18 protein-coding genes and 2 pseudogenes are annotated in these 22705 nt (G+C 58.4%); 13 read left to right on the top strand and 7 right to left on the bottom strand.

Annotation, left to right across the window (positions count from 1 at the left end; translation table 11 throughout):
• Positions 1–235: 235 nt before the first annotated feature.
• The 3 genes from AAZQ98_RS06205 to AAZQ98_RS06195 form a co-directional block, all read right to left on the bottom strand.
• Entirely contained in the window at positions 236–1417 is a 1182-nt protein-coding gene (locus AAZQ98_RS06205; protein ID WP_434690590.1) for a hypothetical protein, read from the bottom strand.
• Between the two features lie 341 nt (positions 1418–1758).
• On the bottom strand, positions 1759–1968 hold the full coding sequence (locus AAZQ98_RS06200) for a hypothetical protein (RefSeq protein ID WP_434690587.1): 210 nt from the start codon (positions 1966–1968) through the stop codon (positions 1759–1761).
• Between the two features lie 847 nt (positions 1969–2815).
• The gene (locus AAZQ98_RS06195; protein WP_434690586.1) at positions 2816–3292 is read right to left on the bottom strand and encodes a hypothetical protein; all 477 of its coding nucleotides are present in this window, start codon (positions 3290–3292) and stop codon (positions 2816–2818) included.
• Positions 3293–3706: 414 nt separating this feature from the next.
• On the opposite strand from AAZQ98_RS06195, the gene AAZQ98_RS06190 reads away from it, so the two are divergent.
• The 3 genes and pseudogenes from AAZQ98_RS06190 to AAZQ98_RS06180 all read left to right on the top strand — a co-directional run.
• Positions 3707–4015 (top strand): hypothetical protein, encoded by a 309-nt coding sequence (locus tag AAZQ98_RS06190; RefSeq protein WP_434691319.1) that lies wholly within the window; start codon positions 3707–3709, stop codon positions 4013–4015.
• Between the two features lie 36 nt (positions 4016–4051).
• On the top strand, positions 4052–7507 hold the full coding sequence (locus tag AAZQ98_RS06185) for a DNA polymerase III subunit alpha (RefSeq protein WP_434690584.1): 3456 nt from the start codon (positions 4052–4054) through the stop codon (positions 7505–7507).
• Between the two features lie 103 nt (positions 7508–7610).
• Positions 7611–7952: pseudogene (locus tag AAZQ98_RS06180) on the top strand (nucleotidyltransferase family protein); the annotation flags it as partial.
• Positions 7953–7997: 45 nt separating this feature from the next.
• Here the strand turns inward: AAZQ98_RS06180 and AAZQ98_RS06175 are convergent.
• Positions 7998–8438, bottom strand: a complete 441-nt coding sequence (locus AAZQ98_RS06175; protein ID WP_105658261.1) for a VOC family protein — start codon at positions 8436–8438, stop codon at positions 7998–8000.
• Positions 8439–8697: 259 nt separating this feature from the next.
• Positions 8698–10065 carry an MFS transporter gene (locus AAZQ98_RS06170; protein WP_434690581.1) on the bottom strand — a complete coding sequence of 456 codons (1368 nt, stop codon included), beginning with the start codon at positions 10063–10065 and terminating at the stop codon, positions 8698–8700.
• Positions 10066–10145: 80 nt separating this feature from the next.
• Between AAZQ98_RS06170 and AAZQ98_RS06165 the strand changes: the two genes are divergently transcribed.
• The 9 genes and pseudogenes from AAZQ98_RS06165 (at position 10146) to AAZQ98_RS06125 (ending at position 18557) form a co-directional block, all read left to right on the top strand.
• Entirely contained in the window at positions 10146–10781 is a 636-nt protein-coding gene (locus AAZQ98_RS06165; RefSeq protein ID WP_434690579.1) for a winged helix-turn-helix domain-containing protein, read from the top strand.
• A 120-nt stretch (positions 10782–10901) separates the two neighbouring features.
• A complete protein-coding gene (gene thrS / locus AAZQ98_RS06160; protein ID WP_105658264.1) occupies positions 10902–12917 on the top strand; it encodes a threonine--tRNA ligase in 2016 nt (671 codons plus the stop codon).
• A 23-nt stretch (positions 12918–12940) separates the two neighbouring features.
• Positions 12941–13507 (top strand): HIT family protein, encoded by a 567-nt coding sequence (locus AAZQ98_RS06155; protein ID WP_105661379.1) that lies wholly within the window; start codon positions 12941–12943, stop codon positions 13505–13507.
• 154 nt (positions 13508–13661) lie between these two features.
• Entirely contained in the window at positions 13662–14276 is a 615-nt protein-coding gene (locus AAZQ98_RS06150; protein WP_434690575.1) for a hypothetical protein, read from the top strand.
• A 196-nt stretch (positions 14277–14472) separates the two neighbouring features.
• Positions 14473–15375 (top strand): pyridoxal 5'-phosphate synthase lyase subunit PdxS, encoded by a 903-nt coding sequence (gene pdxS / locus AAZQ98_RS06145; RefSeq protein ID WP_105658267.1) that lies wholly within the window; start codon positions 14473–14475, stop codon positions 15373–15375.
• A 277-nt stretch (positions 15376–15652) separates the two neighbouring features.
• A complete protein-coding gene (locus AAZQ98_RS06140) occupies positions 15653–15898 on the top strand; it encodes a hypothetical protein (RefSeq protein WP_434690573.1) in 246 nt (81 codons plus the stop codon).
• A 161-nt stretch (positions 15899–16059) separates the two neighbouring features.
• Positions 16060–16200 (top strand): annotated as a pseudogene (locus AAZQ98_RS06135) (DUF4236 domain-containing protein); the annotation flags it as partial.
• 15 nt (positions 16201–16215) lie between these two features.
• The gene (locus tag AAZQ98_RS06130) at positions 16216–17076 is read left to right on the top strand and encodes a tetratricopeptide repeat protein (RefSeq protein WP_434691343.1); all 861 of its coding nucleotides are present in this window, start codon (positions 16216–16218) and stop codon (positions 17074–17076) included.
• 920 nt (positions 17077–17996) lie between these two features.
• A complete protein-coding gene (locus AAZQ98_RS06125; protein ID WP_434690571.1) occupies positions 17997–18557 on the top strand; it encodes a dihydrofolate reductase family protein in 561 nt (186 codons plus the stop codon).
• A 73-nt stretch (positions 18558–18630) separates the two neighbouring features.
• On the opposite strand, the gene AAZQ98_RS06120 is transcribed toward AAZQ98_RS06125, so the two are convergent.
• Both AAZQ98_RS06120 and AAZQ98_RS06115 read right to left on the bottom strand, forming a co-directional pair.
• On the bottom strand, positions 18631–19398 hold the full coding sequence (locus AAZQ98_RS06120) for a GNAT family N-acetyltransferase (RefSeq protein WP_105661377.1): 768 nt from the start codon (positions 19396–19398) through the stop codon (positions 18631–18633).
• The gene (locus AAZQ98_RS06115) at positions 19398–21410 is read right to left on the bottom strand and encodes a M3 family metallopeptidase (RefSeq protein WP_434690570.1); all 2013 of its coding nucleotides are present in this window, start codon (positions 21408–21410) and stop codon (positions 19398–19400) included. Before AAZQ98_RS06115 ends, AAZQ98_RS06120 begins: the two co-directional genes overlap by 1 nt.
• Positions 21411–21486: 76 nt before the next feature.
• On the opposite strand from AAZQ98_RS06115, the gene AAZQ98_RS06110 reads away from it, so the two are divergent.
• A complete protein-coding gene (locus AAZQ98_RS06110) occupies positions 21487–22704 on the top strand; it encodes a CapA family protein (RefSeq protein ID WP_434690567.1) in 1218 nt (405 codons plus the stop codon).
• Position 22705: the final 1 nt, after the last annotated feature.

Below are 22705 nucleotides of genomic sequence, written 5' to 3'. Positions count from 1 at the left end.
AGTTGGTCTACGTTTCCTTGCTCTCTGTCTTTTGACCGCCAGCGTCAGAATACAGCAGTTATGCCGCGGTTCATTCATAGTCTCTTGGCGATCCTGCGCCGAGGTTCGACCTGTTTTCATTGCAACCATCGCTGGAACCATAATGCAGGAACGGATGTCCCCATTATTTCGATATCAGAATAACAAGGATATCCTTTCATATGATCCTGCGGCGAAGATGGCTCGATTATGAAATTTATGAGGACAGGGTCTCCTTGTGGATCTTGCCGAAATGGCCTATTGCTGTGGGGAGGGAACTGGCTGGAAATACTATGCTCTGCCATGTCTTCCGGGATGCTGAGTAAGTGGCCCTGACGTTGCCGGCTGGCGAGGATTGGTTCTGACCGCAATGGTTCAAGTTATTGTCGTTCCAGCCTTGACTCTGGTGAGCTTTCAGGGCAGCTTGGGTCGGATGTTTATAGCCATTGGGATGACCAAAGGAATACACCAGCCGAGATTGGTTATCATTCTTTGGCTTGGGAAGATTCAAAGGTCCTCCCGGATCAGCGCCATGATGGGATGCAACCAATAAATCAACTTCTCGGGGAGGTGTCTCGCACTTGTCGTATCTGGCGTCGCCGGGGAAGAACATCGTGTGGCGACCGGAAGATGAGTTGATGGTGGCGGTGAGCACCAAACCGCTATCGTTCCGGTCCTTGAAAGACTTATTCTTTCCCTTCCCATATTTGATGTACACGTTCTGGCTAAGGGCCATGCCTGTCTTTGGTGAGGAGCTTCGTTTGACGACAAATATGGACCCTCCAGATTTTAGGATCAGTGCCGCGAATGTCGAGTGCGTTCCCCCAATTTTTTGGCTTGGAACCACCCAATTACTTTCTAGCAATTCGCGTTTTCCATCCTTGGCGGCTGCCCAATGGTCTAGATCCCAGTGGGATAACACAACAAGGGGACTGCTACAGGCACACAACTGCAACCCTGCGGGCGCGGAAGGCACTTTCGTCTTTCCGACCATCCCACCGCGGACCATACCGGCCCCGGCTTTCCCGGCACGTCCGGTGTCAAAATAGATGACTGCTTCCCCTGAAGAGTCGAACAGCGCATTGGCAGACCCCTGTCCGACGTCGTGCACCACCACCCCGTCAACCGGGGGGATTGCATCGAGAACCGCAGCAAGTCGAGGGGCGGGTACGCGGGGCCAATTATCCATGTCAAGAATGGCTGACAGTTTGTTGGCTTCTTTAGGGGGAACAACTTCTATATCTGTTGCGCTGATCGTTGGTGGATTCTCTGAAATAGATGTCAGAGCAGGCAACTGAACCCGGAACCAAGTGGCAGAATCCAATGTTGCCTGCAAATTTTTCAGATCTTTTACACGTACCGTCACAATGGCCGCAGGCACATTGCTGAGGAGGTTCATGGAAGGATTATCAGAATCGTCGATGAGCCCGAAAGAGCGGCGCCATCGTTGCCGCAATTGCTGATGCGACTCCTCCAGGAGCTGTTGAAGCTCCGGAGAATTCGCAGACGTGCAATCTAGGAGAACGATCCCTTCTCCGCTGTCGAATTCTTCGACTCTGGCGTAGACGGGAGCTGACTCAATCTCTGCAGGCTGGAATCTCAATAGTCGTTCCTTTCAATTGATGTGGTCTAAATATCCTAATGACCAGCGCTCCTTACGGCGTTGTGATCCGTTAGATTAAGCAATACCCCAACCTAGCGTAAGAAGCCCCTTTCAAAGGGTGTCAGGATAAGGGTTAATTACTTGTATCCGGACATTGGAAGTTTAAATTCTTGGATTTCCATCTGACAAATAGTGTTGGCGATGGAAATTTGGTGGAGTTCTTGGTTGGGCAACGACTTACTGTTTCGGGAGAGCGTGGGTTGCTTGTCGCGGAGCTTGCCCTTGACCTTGGCGATCTGCTGGCCTTCGCGGGCTCGGGTGGGGTCGGATTCGAATTCGGTGAGCATAGTCAGGACGTTGAAGAGGTGCTTGTCGACGGGGTCGGTGGGGTCGTGGATGGGACTCGCCGAGGCAGAAATCGATGGTGCGCTTAGCGAAGTCCTCGAATATGTCACGTGCGTCCTGCAACGAGCGAGGCATTCGAACTTGGTGACCACCAGGGTGTCGTCGGTCAGGCAGTCGATCTAGGCCAGCTCGTCAGGGTCGCCGATGAACTTAAGTCATGGTCGAGGGAACGAGGGTGCGATGCTTGGCGGTGGCTGTCCTCGGCGGTGCGCGTTCGTGAACGCCCCGCTCTTCTCCTAACGGCAGCAGTTGGCAACATAGGCTTCGGGCTCGAAGGCCGTTCACACGCTGTCTCATTCCTAGCGCCGGCAATTGTGGCGGTGTTTTCCACGCTTCAGGTCTTTGCCGAGTATCAAGGAAAGAACACGGACTTGCTGGACAGGAGCATCGAACTGGCACTACCTGTGTTGGCCTCGGCTATGGGACTGAGCGACGAAGCTTGATCGAAAACGTATGAGTGCCTGAGCGACGTGGAACATGAAGTCCCCCGGGTGGGCGAAGAACCCAAGACTCCTACGGGTCCCGGCGTCCTTCAGCCCAGTGGGGAGACGTCAAGTATGGCCACGGCGTCGACTGCATCCGATCCTTGATCGGCCCTTCGCGGAGACGGGCATGAGTCCTTCGCTGTCCGTTTCGGAAGAAACGGGGCCACCAAAGAGGCGATTGGAGCGGAGGAGCAAATAGCACCAAGGGATTTCGGAAACGAAGGATTTCGAGAGCGCAACGAATCGAGAAGCGCGAGGTATATCGACCTTTGCAGCGACGCGCTCTGCCACCGCAGAAACCGGTTCACTCCTTAAGTGACTCTTCGTTTCGTTTCTTGTCCACACCGCTATGCGAAGAACGAACCCCGCGCATTCCTTCTGTAATAGAGAATGAATAGTCCCCGCATGGTACAAAACTGCTGATTGAGGGAATGCAGGGAAGTGGCCTATTGGAATGGCCAGGTCGTGGTTCTGGGGTAGCGTGATGTTCTAGCTGGGTGACGCGCCCGGGACTCAGCTCCATGAGTTTGGCGAGTTCTCGAACGGTCAACCCTGTCTTGCGTAAATCTTTGACTGCCGTTCGGGAGGTTTTTGAAGCAGCCGTAAGTTCAGTTTGAACTGAACGCATTTTTGGCTTCGCGTCATCAAGCGCATTCGCGTTTTCCTTCGGCTGACTCAAACTGATCGTTACATTGTTACTTTCTGGATCTATTTCTAGGACATCTGCGGCTGGCGTGCTGGCCGTTGAATCAAGCTCAGTGAGGTGTTTGGCTTGCGCCATGAGCCTTGTTTCGGGAACACCGATAGTCCACTATTCTTCGGATTGGGTCTCGCAATGACGGTGATGTTCAGGTGGCTGCCTCCGGAGGAATCTGTGGTCCTTTTTCAATGTGTGGATTAGCTGTGTCCTCCGCGCCCTTGGGGTTACTTCGAGCAGTCAATTCATTAATCTAACGCGGACGAGGTATTGCGATGAGCTTCCATTCGCTTCATCGTTTTGTAATTTATGGCGCTATGCATAATGCACATATAGGACTAAGCGCCATTAGGGAAGTGTTCTGTGATTGAGGCTTTCCATTGCTCTCACCACATACGCGGCCAACCCAAACTGTCGGTCGCTCTGACTAGTGTAACTGTCATTCGAACACGTGTTCGAATAGAATGGTTCTACTAAGTAAGGAGTGCACACGTGGGGATGTTCACCGAGTCGATCGAGGTTACTCGTGCAGCTGATGGAATGCCGTTGCGCGTGAGCTGGCAAGGGCAGGACTATCACTTGGTGGCCGAGCCTCAGCGCTGGTTCGAACGCCGCAAATGGTGGGATGAAAACCTGCGGATTCCTCGCGGAGCCGGTGCAGGGATTGCCGACTATGAGATGTGGCGCCTGCAACTGGTCGCGGTGCGCGGATCCCGGCAAGTGCACAGCGTTGATGTGAGTTTTGATGCGCAAACCGAACGGTGGCGTCTGGTGCGTGTGCATGAGTCGCTGGCCCGCAGCGCCTAATTCCCCTGCAGGGGAACATATATTCGAAGGACCTCCATGAGCTTCACCCACCTGAACGTCAGTTCTTCCTATAGCGCCCACTACGGAGTCTCGCACCCAAAGCAGCTGGCCCAAGCGGCCAAAGCGCAGGGTGCCCAGATGCTCGCGCTGACTGACCGGGACGGGCTCTATGGAACGGTCAAGCATGTGGCGGCCTGTATGGCAGAAGGGCTGCACCCGATTCTCGGGGTGAACCTTGCCGTGCTCGATAACCACGGAGAAACCCAAGGGCGGATTGTCCTGCTGGCCCGTGGGCGCTGCAATGGCGCAGGGTATGCGGCGCTGTGCCGAGCCATCACCCTCGCGCACAGCACTGCGCACGGGGTTCCGGGGCTGAAAACCGAGCAGCTGGCACACCTGGGTGCTGCCGGGAACCTGATGATCCTGCTCGGCGGCGAATCAGACGTGGCCCGCGCGATCCTCAAGGGAAGCTACGCCCAAGCCCGGGCACTGCTTGCCAGCTGGAAGAAGCGGCTGGGAAAGATGCTGCGAGTGGAAATTACCACGCACCTCTCCAGCCCTGGATCGCGCTACAGCCTCGGTGAAGCAGCCCGCTTGCTGCGCTACGCCCAGGAGCGGGGGATCAGGGCCGTGCTCACCAACGCCGTGCGCTACGTGGACCCCGATGGAGCGGTTACCGCAGACATCCTGGACTCAGCGCGCGCCCTGCATAGCCTGAAGAACCTGGACTCCTGCCAACCCAATGGCCAGGGGTGGCTGAAAACCCCGCAACAGATGCGCCAGCTGGCCAAGGAGATCGGCCAAGCCACAGAAAGGAGCTGGGCGCAGCAGCTTTTGCGGGAAACTGAAGCGCTCGCCGAATGGGCAGCGGCGGACCCGGTAGCCGATCTTGGATGGAAGCAGCCGGTGATCCCCGAAGCGAAGATCATCGGCCTGCACCGTCCGGCCATGCAAGAACTCACCGAGCGAGTCCATGCAGCGGTGCCCGGGCTCTTGCCGCACGCCAATCCCAGCCTCATTGAAAGACAGTTGGCTCTGGAACTCGGGGTGATCGATAGGCTGGACTTCGCCGGGTATTTCCTGACCGTCGCCGAAACCGTCAAGCTGATCACCGGCATGGGAATCCGCGTGGCCGCCCGCGGCTCCGGCGCTTCCTCGCTGGTGAACTACCTGCTGGGCATCAGCCAGGTGAACCCGCTGGCCCACGACCTGGTGTTCGAACGCTTCCTCTCCGATACCCGCACGACCCTGCCGGATATCGACATCGACGTGGAATCCGCACGCCGCCACGAGATCTACCGCGAGATCTTCTCCAGCTTCGGGGAAGAGCGCGTCAGCCTGATGAGCATGCAGAACGCCTACCGTGCGCGCGGCGCGGTCCGTGATGCAGGAGCCGCCCTCGGGGTAGAGCAGGAACAGGTGGATGAGATCGCGAAGCAGCTCTGGCGCTTCTCCGCATCCTCTTTCCGCGAAGCGCTCACCGAGAAGCCGGAGCTGGCCGCATTGGCAGAACGCATTACCGATGACACCCAGCTCGATATCCTCATCGACGCTACCGAACGCCTGGACCGGCTGCCCCGGCATATCTCCATGCACCCCTGCGGGGTGATCCTCTCCGACGCGAGCCTGCTGGACCGCACCCCGGTCCAGCCCTCGGGCATTGGACTGCAGATGAGCCAGTTCGACAAGCACGACATGGACCTGATGGGCTTGATCAAGCTCGACGTGCTCGGTGTGCGCATGCAATCAGCCATCGCCTACACGCTCGAGGAGATCGCCCGCATGCACCCGGATAAGCAAGCGGCCGCCCGCGCCGGAGGGCACGCCGACGACAGCTACATCTCCGCTACCGGAGTGATAGACCTGTCCAGGGTGCCGCTGGATGACGAACCCACTTTCGAATTGATCCGCTCCACCCATACGCTGGGCTGCTTCCAGATCGAATCCCCGGGGCAACGCGAACTGATCGGCAAACTCGCGCCCCGCGAATTCAACGACCTGATCATCGATATTTCCCTGTTCCGCCCGGGTCCCATGCAGTCGAATATGGTCAAGCCCTACCTGGAGCACCGCCACGGATTCGCCCCTGCCCAATACCTGCACGAGGATCTGATTCCGGCGCTCGCCGAAACCCACGGGGTGACCGTCTTCCATGAACAGGTGCTGCGCATGCTTGATGTGCTCACCGGATGCGGATTGGGCATGGCCGATGTCTACCGGCGCCTGCTGGGCAACCCGGAGAAGGAACCAGCCGTAGAGAAGTATGTGCGCGCCGAAGCGGCCAAGCGCGGTTATAGCCAGGAAACCATTGACCAAGTCTGGGAGGTGCTCTCCGGCTTCGGCTCCTTCGGCTTCTGCAAGGCCCACGGGGCTGCCTTTGCCGTACCCACCTACCACTCGGCCTGGCTCAAGGCGCACCACCCCGAAGCTTTCCTTGCCGGGATCTGGGAGCACGACCCGGGCATGTACCCCAAGCGGCTGCTGGTCTCCGAAGCACGCAGAATGGGCGTTCCCATCCTCCCGCTGGATATCAACCGATCCACCGGGCACTACCGAGTCGAACGAATATTCGAATCCGCTCCAGTGAAGGTTCCTGTGGTGCCCCGCGCACCCAGCTCGCTGCGCCCTGGGCGCTATGGAATCCGTCTGGCCTTCCGCGATATCCATCAGATGAGCGAACGCGAAGTACAACGCCTGGTCGCAGGCCAGCCCTATGAGCACCTCGCCGATGTCCGCGCCCGCGCAGGACTCTCGCGACGCACCTACCAGAACCTTGCAGCACTCGGAGTGTTCGATTCCCTATTGGCCGGGACCTCCCGTGCCGACACGATCGCCCACACGCAATCCATGGCGCACAGCTCCCTTCCGGCCAAATACCGGCCGGGACCCGGACAACTTGCCCTGGATCTGGGGCAGATCGAATATATCGACCAGACCGGCAAAGCACTGGATCCCGCGGAAGTAGTACGTACCGAATTGGACCTCATGCATCTGGACGCCAGCGAGCATCTGATCACCTCGTACCGCCGACGGCTGGCGCACCTGCCCATTACGCAGGCAGCCGAGCTGCTGCACCTGCGCAACGGAACCGAAGTTCTGGTCGCCGGGGTACGGGTGGCCACTCAGACTCCTCCCATGCGCGGAGGCAAGCGTGTGGTCTTCATTTCCGTGGATGATGGGACTGGCTGCATCGACGCCACCTTCTTCGATGACACGCAGCAGCGCACAGCGCCCTTGCTCTTCTCCACACGCATGCTGCTCATCCACGGGGTCACGCGCCGTACCGGACCGCGCGGCATCTCCCTCCAAGCGTTGAACGCCTGGGACCTGCATCAGCCAGAGACCCTGCCTGCTGCAGGCTACCTCGCGGAGCTCACCCGGCCGCGACCAAGCTATCGGCCAAACCTCGGTGAGGGAGCACGCAAGATCGAAAGTGTCGGGGAACTTGCCAAACGGATGGAAGCTGAAGGCCTGGACCAGAGAGGGGCATGATGAGCTAGTTCGCTGACAGGGTTTACCTAACAGGTGCATCGGGTCCAATAGGAGAGCTACTTGACGTGAGGGGAGAACGGGCGTAAGCGCAGATGATTGGTGGCTCACTGCAGGTGCACTATCCCAAACAGTTTGGAACGTGCTCGAAGGCAAAGATCCGCAAAGAGGAATTCGTGACTACGACTTCATCTACTTCGATGAAGATACGTCCTGGGAGGCCGAAGATGCGCTCATTCGTGGAGCCAAAGTACTCTTCAAGGGGATGGACCCAGAAATCGAAGTACGCAACGGAGCATGCGTCCAACTTTGGTACGAAGAGCCCTTTGGGGCGCCGGCTATTCCATTCCTCAGCGTCACGGACGCCATCGACCATTTCGCAGCGAAGACCTGCTGCTTTGCAGGCACTAGTGATGAGCCTGGGCAAATTAGCACCTATGAACCCTGACCTGAACGGGAGGCATCAAGGAAGATCACTGAAGACTGATAATTCTCAAACCGAGGAAACATGCCCATCGGCGTCGACGACAAACGACGGGTTGTGCACAAAATCCCAGCGGAAGCCATCCGGATCAGCCACACAGGCACTCTTGCCACCCCACGGCTGCACCGTCGGTTCGGTGACAGAAGTCGCTCCCGCATCCAGCGCTCGCCGGTAGTGTCGGTCCACTTCTGCGTCAGAGTGCACGTTGTGTCCCAGTGAGATCGGTGGCGCCAGCTGGCTGTGCCCGACGTCGCCGTACTCGCTGGGCATCTGCTTCACATCCCAGAGGGCGAGCATCAAGCCATAGCCGGCACGGACAAAAGCGATTTCCGGGTGGGCTGGCTGGACCAGCTCAAACCCCAGGCCCTCGGTGTAGAACTTCGTGGAAGCACCGACATCGCGCACTCCGAGGGTAATGGCACTGATGACAGGTGGGGCCGGTTTGTTCATATTCCTAGGGTAGGAGGGGTTGAAAATGAAAGCCATGGGTTTGCGGATCTTCCAAGACTTTTCCTGCCTCCTTATAAATAGATCCATTGCTCGTTGCGCAGCGCTTGATACCTCGTCTGGGCAACTGCATCGTCGGCTTGGTGCGTCAATGCAGAAGTATGGCGGTATCTTTTTTCGCTGCTGAAGATTCGCTTCCGGGCTGATCGCTTGAGCCGGAAATCGCTGGGCGACGTGGGATCGGAATTCACTTTGGATACTCCTATTCGGTGGAGGCCGCTGGGGCGGGGGATTGTTGAGGGGCGGATGCGCTGGTGAGTTCGGGCGATGCCGCCATCCAATGCTCAGGACGGGGTATGCGCCGTACCTGCGGTGAGAGCCAGGCCATGACTGCTGCTAAGGAAACGAATGCCCCGAAAAATATCAGCGTTGGTCCCATGCCGACCGATTCCAGACCAAATCCGGTAAGCAGCGGAGATAAGGGCAAAGCGGCCAGTGCCATAAAGGTGATTAGGGAATTAGCGCGCCCAGACATTTGCTTCGGAATGGAGGCCATGAAGTATCCACCCACCGCAGCGTTGAGAGCTGGAACGCTGAGGAAGCTGATCATCAGCATGGTCCCCATCCAGAGCAGGTTCGTATTAAACCCGATGAGCAGCATGGCTACACCCAAAATGGTGAGACAGGTGCAGGTCAGTAAACCACTGCGGAATTTATCGATGAGCTTCGTTGCGACCAACGATCCGAGCAGCATTCCAACGCCCATGAAGGTAGAAGTTAACCCGATAACCCAGGGTTCTTCGGAACGCTGTTGAAGTCCGTAGATCAGCGTTGTCATCAGCCCGTTGACGCCGATGTTGACGACCGTAATCAAAATCAGCAGAGCGCGCAGCTGTGGCCGGGAGAAGCACCAGTGCATGCCTGCCAGAATTCCGTGGGCCACTTCCTCTTCGGAACCATTGCTGGTGCCATTGGAATCTTGCCCAGATCGCTTGGCTGCCCGCAATGGATGACGCAGTGCAAATCCACTGGCCGCAGCGATCAGATTCAGGACACTGACGATGAGCAGGGCAACGCCACCGCCTAAGCCCAGAAGCACGCCGCCCAGGGGAGCGGAGCCGAGCATCAGCACCGAGTCGCGGCCTTGATTCGCCGCCATCGCGCGGCCGAGCTGTTTGGGGTGTACGAGATCCTTTAGGGCGGCGTTGGTTGTTGAGCCAAAGTATCCGCTGCGAAATTCCATAAGGACGTGGGCAAGGCATAAGAAGGCAACCGGCAGTGAACCGACACTGCTGCCCAGGGCCATGGCTGCCGTGATTGCAGCACCGGCGAAACTTCCTATGAGAATCATCCGAGCCTTGTCGGTACGATCCGCCATGGCTCCGCCGGCCAAAATTACGCTCGCCCGTGCTGCCATTCCCACTGCGGCCAGGGTTCCGGCCAAAACCGGGGACCCCGTAGCAGACAGCAAGATCAAAGGAAAGATGAACCCGTAAATACTGCCCGACAGCAAAGATGTTGAGTCCGCCAGCAGCCACATCCGGTAGTTGCGCTGCACGCGCAAAGGCGGCAAAGGCTCCGTGATAATCGCTGTGATGCCCGATGGATCGTTGGCCTGGATGCTGGTCATGGCACCAACTATAGATTCGCAAATAAAGTTGCGCAATAGAATTTGCGCAACTTTATTTGTGGGATTGCTATGCTGTGCTTATGAGCAACCATGAGCCACCGGTCACATTCACCACCCCCATGCTCAAGGCCATCGCAAACCCCTTGCGCCGGCAAATCCTTGACGCGCTTTCGGCAATGGAAACCGCACGCGCGGCAGACCTCGCGCAGGCTCTTGGTGTACCCGCGAACAAGATCAGTTTCCATCTGCGTGAGCTGGCCAAAGCCGACATGATCGTTGAAGTTCCGGAACTGGCGCGCGATAGGCGTGACCGCGTATGGAAGCCTGCGGCTCGCGGCTATACGACCGGCAAAGTGGGAGAGCGCCCGGAGGACCGGACCGGGACGGCCATGGATGCCTACCTCAGCCAAGTGGTCCATGACGAGCAACGCCGCCTGCAAGCGACGCTTCGGCATGCAGAAAGGCACTATCGCGGCGAGGAGTCCGGGGAGATTAAAGCGCAGATGCAAACGAGCAACCTGATGCTTACCCAAGATGAATGCGACGAACTCATGCGTCGCATGGAAGAAGTGATTCCGGCTTTCCGCGAGGATCTGAAAAACGGCAAAGTCACCAGTTCGCAGCCCGCGGGCGATCGTGAAATCTGGCATGTCATGAGCCTGTTCAATGCAGATTCGCTGTTGAACGAGTCACAAGAGGGCGATCAATCTTCGTAAAACCCGAGGTAAGCGCACGCTGAGGTGGGGTCCTGAACTAAACTGGATTCTGGCTGGCTGTGGCCAAGGTATGCCACAAGCTATGAAGCCATCACAGATTGAAAGGTAGAATCCGATCTCATGAGCGAGCAGCTGACTCTCACCATTGACGGCGAGCAGGTACAGGTGGACGCGGGAACGACCGGTCTGCAGCATTTTGCCAATGATAAAGACGTGGTTGTCATGCACGTCGATGGCGTATTGCGCGACCTGGCCCGCGAACTGGAAGCCGGAACCACTGTCACCCGCGTAACCATCAATGATCCAGAAGGATTGGAGGTGCTGCGCCACTCGACCGCCCACGTGATGGCCCAGGCTGTGCAGCAGCTGCGCCCGGACTCCAAGCTGGGAATCGGCCCCTACATCACCGACGGTTTCTACTTCGACTTCGATGTCGAGGACCCATTCACCCCGGAAGACTTGAAGCAGCTGGAAAAGATGATGCAGAAGATCATCAACCAGAACCAGCTCTTTGTCCGCCGCGAAGTTTCCCCGGAGGAAGCCAAGGCTGAAATGGCCAACGAGCCATACAAGTGCGAGCTGTTGGCCAAGGCCGACTCCGCCGACACTTCCGGCGAAGGTGTCACCGTTGAGGTGGCCGCTGGCGAAACCACCATCTACGACAACGTGGACCGCAAGTCCGGCGACACTGTCTGGAAGGACCTGTGCCGCGGACCGCACCTGCCGAACACCAAGCTGATCAAGAACGCCTACGCGCTGACTCGCTCGGCTGCCGCCTACTGGCTGGGCAGCGAGAAGAACAAGCAGCTGCAGCGCATCTACGGCACCGCATGGCCAACCAAGGACGACCTGAAGGCCTACCAGGAGCGCCTGGCCGAAGCCGAGCGCCGCGACCACCGCAAGCTCGGTGCCGAACTGGACCTGTTCTCGTTCCCCGATGAGCTGGGCTCGGGCCTGCCGGTGTTCCACCCCAAGGGCGGCATCATCAAGCGCGAGATGGAAGACTACGTGCGCGACCGCCACGTCGAAGAAGGCTTCCAGTACGTGGGCACCCCGCACATCTCCAAGGATGGGCTGTTCCACACCTCGGGCCACCTGCCGTACTACGCGGACACCATGTTCCCGGCGTTGCACATCGATGAAGAGCGCGATGAAGATGGCAACATCACCAAGCAGGGCCAGGAATACCGCCTGAAGGCCATGAACTGCCCGATGCACAACCTGATCTTCCGCGGCCGCGGACGTTCCTACCGTGAATTGCCGCTGCGCCTATTCGAATTCGGCCACGTCTACCGCTACGAGAAGTCCGGCGTGGTCCACGGCCTGACCCGCGTGCGCGGTTTCTCCCAGGACGACAGCCACTCCTACGTCACCAAGGAGCAGGCGCCGGCCGAGGTTGAGCACCTGCTGAACTTCATGCTCTCGCTGTTGCGCGACTTCGGCATGGACGACTTCTACCTGGAGCTGTCCACCCGTGATCCGGAGTCGGACAAGTTCATCGGCTCGGATGAGCAGTGGGATGAAGCTACCGCCGTGCTGGAGCGCGTCGCCACCGAATCCGGCGTCGAACTGGTTGCCGACCCAGGCGGAGCCGCATTCTACGGTCCGAAGATCTCGGTCCAGGCCAAGGATGCCATCGGCCGTACCTGGCAGATGGGCACGGTGCAGTACGACTTCAACCAGCCAGCGCGCTTCGGTTTGGAGTACCAGGCTGCCGACGGTTCCCGCCAGGAACCAGTGATGATCCACGCTGCGAAGTTCGGTTCCATCGAGCGCTTCCTGGGCGTGCTCACCGAGCACTACGCAGGGGCCTTCCCTGCATGGCTCTCGCCGGTACAGGTTCGCGCGATCCCAGTGGCCGAGGCTTTCAACGACTACCTCGGTGAAGTTGTTGCCAAGCTCAAGGCGCAGGGTGTCCGCGTGGAACTGGATGACTCGACGGATCGCTTCCCGAAGAAGATCCGCAACGCGTCCAAGGACAAAGTTCCATTCGTGCTCATCGCCGGTGGCGAAGATGCCGATGCAAACGCCGTGTCCTTCCGCTTCCGCGATGGCAGCCAGGAGAACCAGGTTCCAGTCGACGATGCGGTAGCCCGCATCGTTGAAGCCATCAAGAGCCGCGACAACAACAACTAGTTCGGATAGGGAGTCCACCAAGCATGCAGGAACAAGCAGACCGGTCCGTCACCGACGACTTTGAACTCGCCGGAGTGCCGGATTCGTTCCAGCGCCTGTGGACTCCCTACCGGATGGCTTATATCAAGGGCGGACAGGACCAGGTCAAGGATGAGGCCAGTTGCCCATTCTGCGCCGGTCCTGGGCGTACCGACGAAGAAGCGCTGATCGTGCACCGTGGCAAAACCTGCTACGTGATCCTGAATCTGTTCCCGTACAACCCGGGCCACCTGCTCGTGTGCCCGTACCGCCATGTGCCCAACTACACCGATATCACGGTGGAGGAAACGGCAGAAATGGCAGCGCTGGCGCAGCAGTCAATGCGCGTGCTGCGCAAGGTCTCCAACCCCGCCGGTTTCAACCTGGGCATGAACCAGGGCGAAGCCGGGGGAGCAGGCATCGCCGCGCACCTGCATCAGCACATCGTGCCGCGCTGGAACGGGGACGGGAACTTCTTCCCGATCATCGCGCAGACCAAGGCGATCCCGCAGACCTTGTCCGAGGTTCGAAGTGCCATTGCCGAAGCGTGGGACAGTGAAACCCCGAACTAGGCAATAGCTGGTACTTGGGTCCGGCAGAACATGGAAATGTTCTGTCGGGCCCAACGTCATTTAATGCAAAAGCCACGATGTTGGCCTGCTGCAATGCAAGACCAAATAGACTGTTGCGGCATGCTGGAGCAACTTCTTCCTGAAATGAGCATCGTTGAATATTCCCAGGTCCCCTGAACCAATCGGCACCATCGAAGAAATCCGCGACTGGATTATTAGCGGATCCGAGCATGAAATGCGTTTCGCCATCCAAGGTGCAGCCCGCTACTCAATCGGCATGATTGATCAGCTGCTTGAAGACCTGAGCTACGAGCATGATGCCAACTGCGACAGGTTCCTGCGCGGTTGGCTCGATACCCTGGATCCGCTGGAACGGCTCGCGGCGGCTGTGGCCACCGAACACCACTACCGCCTGGGGCTCGTAGGCACAGTACGGGCAGATGACCGCGCACTGCTCCAAGTGATGGAAGCGGTGAAGCCTGGGACTGATGAGCTGGCCGAATGCTTCAGCGGCATTCACGAACGCGCCGACGACCCCGATCCATCCTTCACCCGTGCCTACACCACGCAACTATTGGACTACGCCGAACAGCTGCAGGCAGTGGCAGAAAAGATTGGCAGGGGCGTACGCCTGGTGAAGCACATGTCGAATGAAGTGGTGCGCATGGAAACTGGCGCATATGACGCCAAGGAAAAACCAGCAAAAATCATTGTCGCTGAGCTACTGGAGGAAAACCTTCAACTGCGTGCAAAAATCATTTCTGACTAGTGGTTTAAGATTGAAAGGCTATGTTACGCACTAACCCTTGATCGGTGGATAAGTCTACCGGTACATCATTGTGACGCAACACGCGAGGTAATAAAGCAAAGCGATCCTACGATTACTGGCGTACCACCTCGCTTATTTCCCCGAAATTCTGGGGCAAAAGCGAGTCACCGCAGTGTCGAAAGGAACCCTCCTCACCATGTCTACGAACAACCAGAACTCCGTCGTCGGTTCGGACCGCGTCAAGCGCGGCATGGCCGAAATGCTCAAGGGCGGCGTCATCATGGACGTAGTCACCCCAGAGCAGGCACGCATCGCTGAAGATGCAGGTGCCGTGGCCGTCATGGCTCTGGAGCGCGTTCCTGCGGACATCCGTGCCCAGGGTGGCGTCTCGCGCATGAGCGACCCGGACATGATCGACGGCATCATCGCCGAGGTCTCCATCCCGGTAATGGCCAAGGCGCGCATCGGCCACTTTGTCGAGGCGCAGATCCTGCAGTCCCTCGGCGTCGACTACATCGACGAGTCCGAGGTCCTTTCGCCAGCAGACTACGAGAACCACATCGATAAGTGGCCTTTTACCGTTCCATTCGTTTGCGGTGCCACCAACCTCGGTGAGGCATTGCGCCGAATCAACGAAGGTGCCGCAATGATCCGCTCGAAGGGCGAAGCCGGCACCGGCGATGTTTCGAACGCCACCGGGCACATGCGCAAGATCCGTGCAGAGATCGCCAAGCTGGCCGCATTGCCGGAAGATGAGCTGTACGTGGCCGCCAAGGAGCTGCAGGCACCGTATGAGCTGGTCAAGGAAATCGCGCAGACCGGCAAGCTGCCGGTAGTACTGTTCACCGCTGGCGGCATCGCCACCCCGGCCGACGCTGCGATGATGATGCAGCTGGGCGCCGACGGCGTGTTCGTCGGCTCGGGAATCTTCAAGTCCGGCAACCCAGTGCAGCGCGCCGAGGCCATCGTGAAGGCAACCACCTTCTTCGACAACCCGGACGAGCTGGCCAAGATCTCCCGCGGTCTGGGCGAAGCAATGGTCGGCATCAACGTCGCCGACGTGCCAGTGCCTCACCGCCTTTCGGAGCGCGGCTGGTAAGCCCTGAAGTATCAGGCAATTCGGGCCCACGTCACCGAGAATTTGGTGGCGTGGGTCTTTGTTTTTAGAGGTCGATTTGGGGCTGCTGCCGTGGACTAAGACTGAGAAGTGCTCCGTCACGGCCAGAGTTGGAGACCACAACCATACGATAGAGGTCATGACGTTGGGCAAGATTGCGCGAGGCGCGGATGGCTATGACACCTCGCATGTTAATGGATGTAACTACTCTTCCAGGCCTGGCGTAGTTGGAATCGTTTGTTGAAATGCTCATCGACTAGTGTCCGCACCAGACCCGGCGCCGAAGAAAATCAAAAAGCGCCGAAAGAACATCCAAAGAAGTCTTGAAGAGTCGATCGCTCAGTTCCTAGCGACACGTGCGGAATTGTCGGATGAAGCTCATAGACAGATCGCCAAAATTCTCTATCGCGATCGAGCAAGGACCGGCATGTACTTCGAGGTCTTGATGATGCCCCGCACTATCCCCAGATTGATTGAGCAGCCTCGAGCAAAAAAGACCGCCTGAAATATTCTGCTCAGCAGGGAGGTAAGCCTGTTTAGGCGTATTACCATCGAATTGAAGTCACTGCCCGTCGCGCTACTTACGAGCAATTACAGTTCAGTGTGGCTGATTGCAATACGGGCAGCAACTCCGACCTAGTTGATGGGGGACCCTTGGGTTTCAGAATGCGGAAGTCTTTCAAGATCGCGCCCGGCGTGCGGATGAACGTTTCGACGAAGAGCCTCGGGCTCTCCGCCGGTGTGAAAGGCGCTCGGATCAGCGCCAATAGTTCTGGTCGGGTCACCAGGACGGTCGGAATCCCCGGAACGGGGATCTCTCATGTGAAAACAGTCCCAGCCGGCGGGCGCTCACGTGCCAGCAAGGCCTCCTCCAGTACCACCGCCGCCGCTCGTACCACACAGGCCCTGGCTAAACCGAAGAAGCCCAAGCCTGGGCTCTTTGCTCCGGCATGGGAGAAGAAGCTGTACAAGCAAGTCGAGGGCGCTGCGAACTCTGCGATGCTCCAGCAAATTGGCAAGGACCATCCAGAAGCAGCTCCGTCGGTAGCAATGGTTGAACTACACCGAGTCTGCCTACCAGCCAGCGATGCCGAGCGATCGCGAGCGATTCTTGACTGGCTGTGGACTGAAGGCTATGACCCAGCAACGGATAAGTTCTTCATCTCCTATGTGGCCGACGGCGAGGTCACAGTCCCGATTGCGACGGGCGTCACCGTCACATTGCCGTTGGAGCGCCAAACGCTTGGCCTCATTCTGGCAGAGTTGGAACAGGACGCAGGCAATGCAGACCGAGCCATCAGCATCGTCGAAGGCCTTGAACCCACTACCGTGGCGGCGGTGTCACTCGCGGAACTCTACGCTGAGACTGACCGGTGGGAAGAGATCATTAACATGACGGACGGGCTCACGAACGATGATGAGCCGTCCACTTACCTGTTGATCCAACGAGGCACCGCGCTGCGGGAACAAGGCTTCTACGAGGCCGCGCGTACTGCTTTTAAAGAAGCACTTCGTATGAGGTCGCGCCCAGCGGAGCTGCGGCACCTGGCGCTGGTGGGGCGAGGGATGAGCTACGCCGCGGATGGGAAGAAGGCCTTGGCCCGTAAAGACTATGAGCGCGTCCTAGCGGAGAACTCTACGTATTCTGGCTTGATGGACCTTCTGACGCAGGTAGCGAACTAAGTTGAATTGACTGACGGTTCCGAGCGGGATGCTGTGTCGACTCGTTCCAAGGTTCGACCGGAGCAGTCCAATCATTGCAGAATGGGCCCATGTGAACCCTCGCTGCGGTCGTTGGTGATGCCAGCATGGGTGCAGAGAGCGACTCAACCACCGACCGGGGACACCCTGTGCACACTCGAACGCCTATAAGTTCTCGTGTACGAGAGCCATGGCAGACAAATTTCAATCAACCCGACCTCAGCGCCGCAGTACTCGGATCCCAGTGGCCAGCCGTCGACGCTCCTGTCGACAATCGGCTTGCCATCGACAGGCTCGTCGGTTCTGTGGGCATAAAAGAGATCTGAGCAAGGGTAATAGTGAGTCGTATCCAAGAAAAATATCCTTGCGTCGCACATAGCTCACATACAAAGTAGCCAGTGGATCAGGATTCCAGACTAGGCTGGACACCGCTCAATCTTGCACCACGGCATCAACATCGCCGACGTGCCAGTGCCTCACCGCCTTTCGGAGCGCGGCAGGTAGGAACTGCGCTGAGTAGCTGATGACGAGGCCGAAGAAGTGGACAGATCAGTCCAATTTCTTCGGCCTCGCTGCTTCTGCGCTGCCGGTAGTGATGCAGGGGCCCGATACGACACGAGACTGCGATCTAGCCTTTGCCTCCAAGTGTTCTTTCCAGCCAGCATGAATCAACTGATTCCAGGTGGTGCGTTTACGAGCAGCAATCCGTCTCCGGCCCCGCCCAACCAGATTCGCTGCCTGGAATCGCGAGTACCTCGGCGCACCCCGACCACTTACTGCTCGACCGGAGCCTGCGGGACATCGATGGCGACCTGCTGGTGGTGCAGCCCTGGAGCAGTCATGCCGGTAGCGAAGTGCACCCCGGAGTCACGAGCAATTTTTCCTGTGGCAGACTATGTGCCATGAGCGAGATTATCTTCGATGCCGCGGTCACTCTCAATGGATACTTGGCCGACGAGAACCATAGCCTGCAATGGCTCTTTGATGTTCCGGGGTCCCAAGAGCCTGATCCGGAACTATTGCCTGAAAACGTTGGTGTGCACGTCGAAGGCGCGAACACCTATATGTGGATGATCGAGAATGAACAGCTCATGGAAAATCCGCAAAAGTGGCATGAATACTATCCGGGGGTCAAGACCTATGTCTTCACTTCGAGGGAGTTGCCTATTCCAGAAGGGGCTGATGTGCAGCTGGTGAACGGGCCCGTTGCGCAGTTCTTGCCGGCAATTCGCGACAGCGCGGGGGAGAAGAATGTTTGGGTACTTGGCGGCGGTGAACTGCTGGGGCAATTCCTGGATGTCGATGCCCTCGATGTCTTGGCATTGACTATCGCCCCGGCCGCGCTATCGTCTGGTGCGCCCGTACTGCCACGAACTATTTCCAGCGAGCGCCTCGAACTGGTTGGAGCGCGACAAGCCGGACCGTTCGCCCGGCTTGTCTATCGAGTCAACAAATCGCGGTAAGGCCATTCGAGAAAGCTCAGCCGGTCACGGAACGTCCCGTGACCGGCTGAGCTTTCTCGTTATCAGTGGCTGGCTACTGGTTCCACGAGCGCAAGACCATGTGGCGTCCGCGACCAAGAAGCTTGAGCCCATTGGCGCTGAAGAAATCGGCACTTGACGGAGTCGCTGCTGCCAATAGCTCCTGAGGTACCTCATCGTCTGGTGGCGACAGCGGATTGATCATTGATCGCGACAGGCCATGAAGCAAGGCAGTGCCAACGCCATGGCGGCGATGTTCCTTGCCTACGGCCAAGGAATGCACCATGAGCTGGCCGTTCAGGCCCTGCTGGGCAAAGCCCCGGCCCACGATCTCTCCCTCGTCGGTACGAGCCAAGGCATGCTCGACGCGGCGCAATGCCGGATGCCCGCTGGAGAGCTGGGTGCTGGTCTCGCGCCATAGGTTCGTCACGTTCAGCTCGGCCGCATCAGCTCCCGTGGCCTCAGGCACGTTATTGCCCAAGCGGATCTTGCCGGTCCAACGATCCATTGGAATGGCCAATGGGCCAGCATGCCAGGAAACCTGGGCATTATCGGAGAAACCGGTCGCCCTCAGCTCATCTGCGTGGGCGCCTGAGTTAACCCAAGCTTCCACGCGCCGGGCGCCGAGCCGATGGCCTTCGGCTAGCGCCGGACGCAGGCCCGCCTGTTCTGGCTGTTCGGGGAACAGCAGGATCAGCCGCTTGCGTACTGGCTGCCATGCCCATGAGCATCCGTGGGTGGTAAAGATCTTGCCGCCGGTGGCGACTGCAAGTGCCTGATGCCAGTGGCTTAGTGCTTCCTGTGCGGAGGCAATAGTGGTCATTATTCTGCGTTCACCAATCCTCGACGGCGCAACAACGGTTCAACCAATGCGGTGCGGCCGCGGAATAATTCGTAGGACTCAAGGGGATCGCGCGTATTGCCGCGCGAAAGCAGTTCCTCACGGAACCGATTACCATTTTCGCGCATTAAGCCCCCATTTTCCTCGAACCACTGCACAGTGTCGGCATCGAGCACCTCACTCCAGATGTAGGAGTAGTAGCCAGCGGAGTATCCATTGGCGAAAATGTGCTGGAAATAACCGGTGCGGTAGCGAGGCGGAATCATTGCGGAGTCGAAGCCGGCGCCCTGAAGCACGTCCTGTTCGAACTGCAGCGGATCCTCGATAACAGTCCCGGCGCTGATGGTGTGCCAGGCCCAGTCGAGGACACTGGCGGCAAGGTACTCAGCGGTTGCAAAACCCTGGCCCCATAGCGAAGCCGCGCGGATCTTCTCGATCAGCGCGTCGTCCAATACTTCGCCGCTCTGGTGGTGGATAGCATAACCGGATACGACATCCTCGTGGAGCATCCACATCTCGTTGACCTGCGATGGGAACTCCACGAAATCGCGGGGGACCGAGGTGCCAGAAAGCGAAGCGTACTTTCCGCTGGAGAACATCCCGTGCAGCGCATGGCCGAACTCGTGGAACAGCGTATTTGCCTCATCCATGGACAGCAGAACCGGATCACCCGGCGCAGGCGGGGTGATGTTCAAGGTGTTGGTGACGATTGGCGGCTCATCCAGGAACGAAGCGGCATCGCGCAGGCTGGTCATCCATGCACCGCCCTTCTTGGTATCCCTGCTCAGGTAGTCGCCGGTGTAGAGCGCCAGCGGCTTGCCATCGGCGTCGAAAACTTCGAAGACGCGAACATCCTGGTGGTAGGCGGGAAGGTCGAACCGCTCGCTGAAGGTAATGCCAAACAGCTTGGTAGCGGTCGCGAAGACGCCATCGACCAGGACCCGGTCTAATTCGAAGTAGTTGCGCAGTGCCTCGGAATCCACCGAGTACTCCTCACGCAGGACCTGGTTGGAGAAGTATTTCCAATCCCACGCGTTGATTTCGGCACCGGCGATCTTGCCCAGCACCTCGGCTTCCTGGCGAGCATTTGCGGTGGCGGCCTTGGTTAGCTCGGCCAGTCGTTCTTCCACCGCAGCGGTGGAAGGTGCAGTGGCCTGGGCGAGCACGGTTTCTGCATGGTTGGCGAATCCGAGCAGAGCGGCGCGCTCAGCGCGAAGCTGTGCCATTTCGGCGGCCACATGAATGGTCGCGTTTTCCTCGGTGCCACGGCTGATCGAGGCATTGAACACCTTGCGGCGGGACTGGCTTGACGCGAGCGACTCCAGGACCGGTTGCTGGGTAGGCGAAACCAGCGTCAGCAAGTATCCCGATGCGTGGCCTGCTTGCTTGGCGGCTTGCGCAGCGGACTCGATCGCTTGGCTGGAAAGACCTGCGAGCTCCTCAGCGTCGTCGAAGTGCACAGCGTGGGCATTCTGATTTTCCAGGACGAGGTCAGCGAACTGCGTGGAAAGCTCAGCGAGTTGGGCGTTCAGTGCCTTCAGCTGGTCCTTCTCGGCGTCGCCCAAGCCTGCGCCGGCCAATTGGAAATTCTTCAGCGTTTGCTCCACTAGGCGGGCATCTTCACCCTGGAGACCCTCATAATTCAAAGTTTGTAGACGCAAGTACAATGTTTGGTTTAGGTAAATCTCATCTTCTTGCTTAGTCCAGATCGAAGAAATCTCCGACTGAATCGCCCGCAGATCTTCGGTGCCGTGGGCGGAAATCACCGAAAAATACGTCATGAGCGCACGGCGCAGGGTCTGCCCGCTGGCTTCCAGCGCCAAGAAAGTGTTCTCAAAAGTGGGAGCCTGAGCATCGTCGATGATGCGCTGCAGCTCCTCACGCTGTTCGGCTGCGCCGAGCCGGACTGCCTCCAGGTAATGCTCAGCGGTGAGCTGGTCGAAGGCTGGCCATTGGTAGGGCCTGGTACTGGGAGTCAGAAGCGGGTTTTGCATAGGCCTAGGTTTTCATGGAAAACGTGATTCAGCTTGCATTTACACCCCAGATGCCCAGCTGAGCTAGGCTCGATGCATGCCCCAACGTGCACTACCTGCATTTCTTCCGCTGAGCTCAACGATGCTGGCCGCATTGCTGATTGGCGGTTGCTCTGCAGTCCCGAGCGACAACGCAGAACCAGCAGCCCCGCAGCCCTCCGTCCAGGCCAGCGTTCCTGCCTCGCCGGAACCGGCTCCGAGTTCAGCGATAGAGGATGCCTCGGCCGCGCCCTCGGAGCCCGAAGAGCTATCGCTGATGGTTACCGGCGATGTGCTGCTGCATCCGCAGTTATTGGATGAAGCGAAACAAGCGGCTGGAGCGGAAACGGGCAACGGCGGCGACTACGATTTCAGCCCCTTGCTTGCGGGCCTGGCACCCTATGTCCAGGACGCAGATGTGGCGCTATGCAATCTGGAAACACCGATTGGTGTCCCTCCGTATTCGGGGTATCCGCGGTTCACGGTCCCAGATCGAATCCTGGCCGACCTCGGCGCTATTGGCTACGACGGATGCACCACTGCCACCAATCACACGGTAGATGCCGGGACGGCCGGAGTAGAGCGAACGCTGGACGCCCTGGAAGCGAATGGGCTTTTCGCGACCGGCTCCTACCGCAGTGAAAAAGAATCCGAGAAGCCATCGATCCTGGACATGGAAGGCGTGAAGCTCGGTGTAGTCACCAGCACCTATTCGCTCAATGGCTTGCCGGAAGAAGCTGACTGGCAAGTCGATAGCGGGGTGGATGCGCAGCAACTGATCGCCAAGGGCAAGGCAACGCGCAAGGCGGGAGCGGACATCGTCGTGGCTGCCGTGCACGATGGGGCTGAATACAGCACCGAACCGACAGCGTCCCAGAAAAGGCTCGGTCGAGCCTTGGCAGAGTCCGATGTCTTCGATTTCATCTACATGCACCACACCCACTCGGTATTGCCCATTGAGAAGCACGACGGAACCTGGATCGTCTACGGTTTGGGCAATTCCGTGGCAAAACACGCCACACCAACCATTCTCAACCGCGAAGGCATCAGCGTAAAGGCAACGTTTACCCAGGAAGCGCCCGGCGAATGGGATGTCAGCGAATTGCGGTGGGTTCCGCACCAGCTCTCAAATGAACCTGTGGCCTGGTGCCAAGTCTTCGATGCTGCTGGATGCATACGGGAAGATGAAGCAAAAGCCTCCTTGAAGCGCAGCGAGGCCACAGTGAATGCCTATGGCGCATTCGACGACGGACTTCGAGAGTGGACGCTGGACTGAC

It is taken from the genome of Glutamicibacter sp. Je.9.36 (assembly GCF_051129975.1).
Classification (GTDB): domain Bacteria; phylum Actinomycetota; class Actinomycetes; order Actinomycetales; family Micrococcaceae; genus Glutamicibacter.
This window is presented reverse-complemented; position numbering and strand designations above follow the sequence as displayed.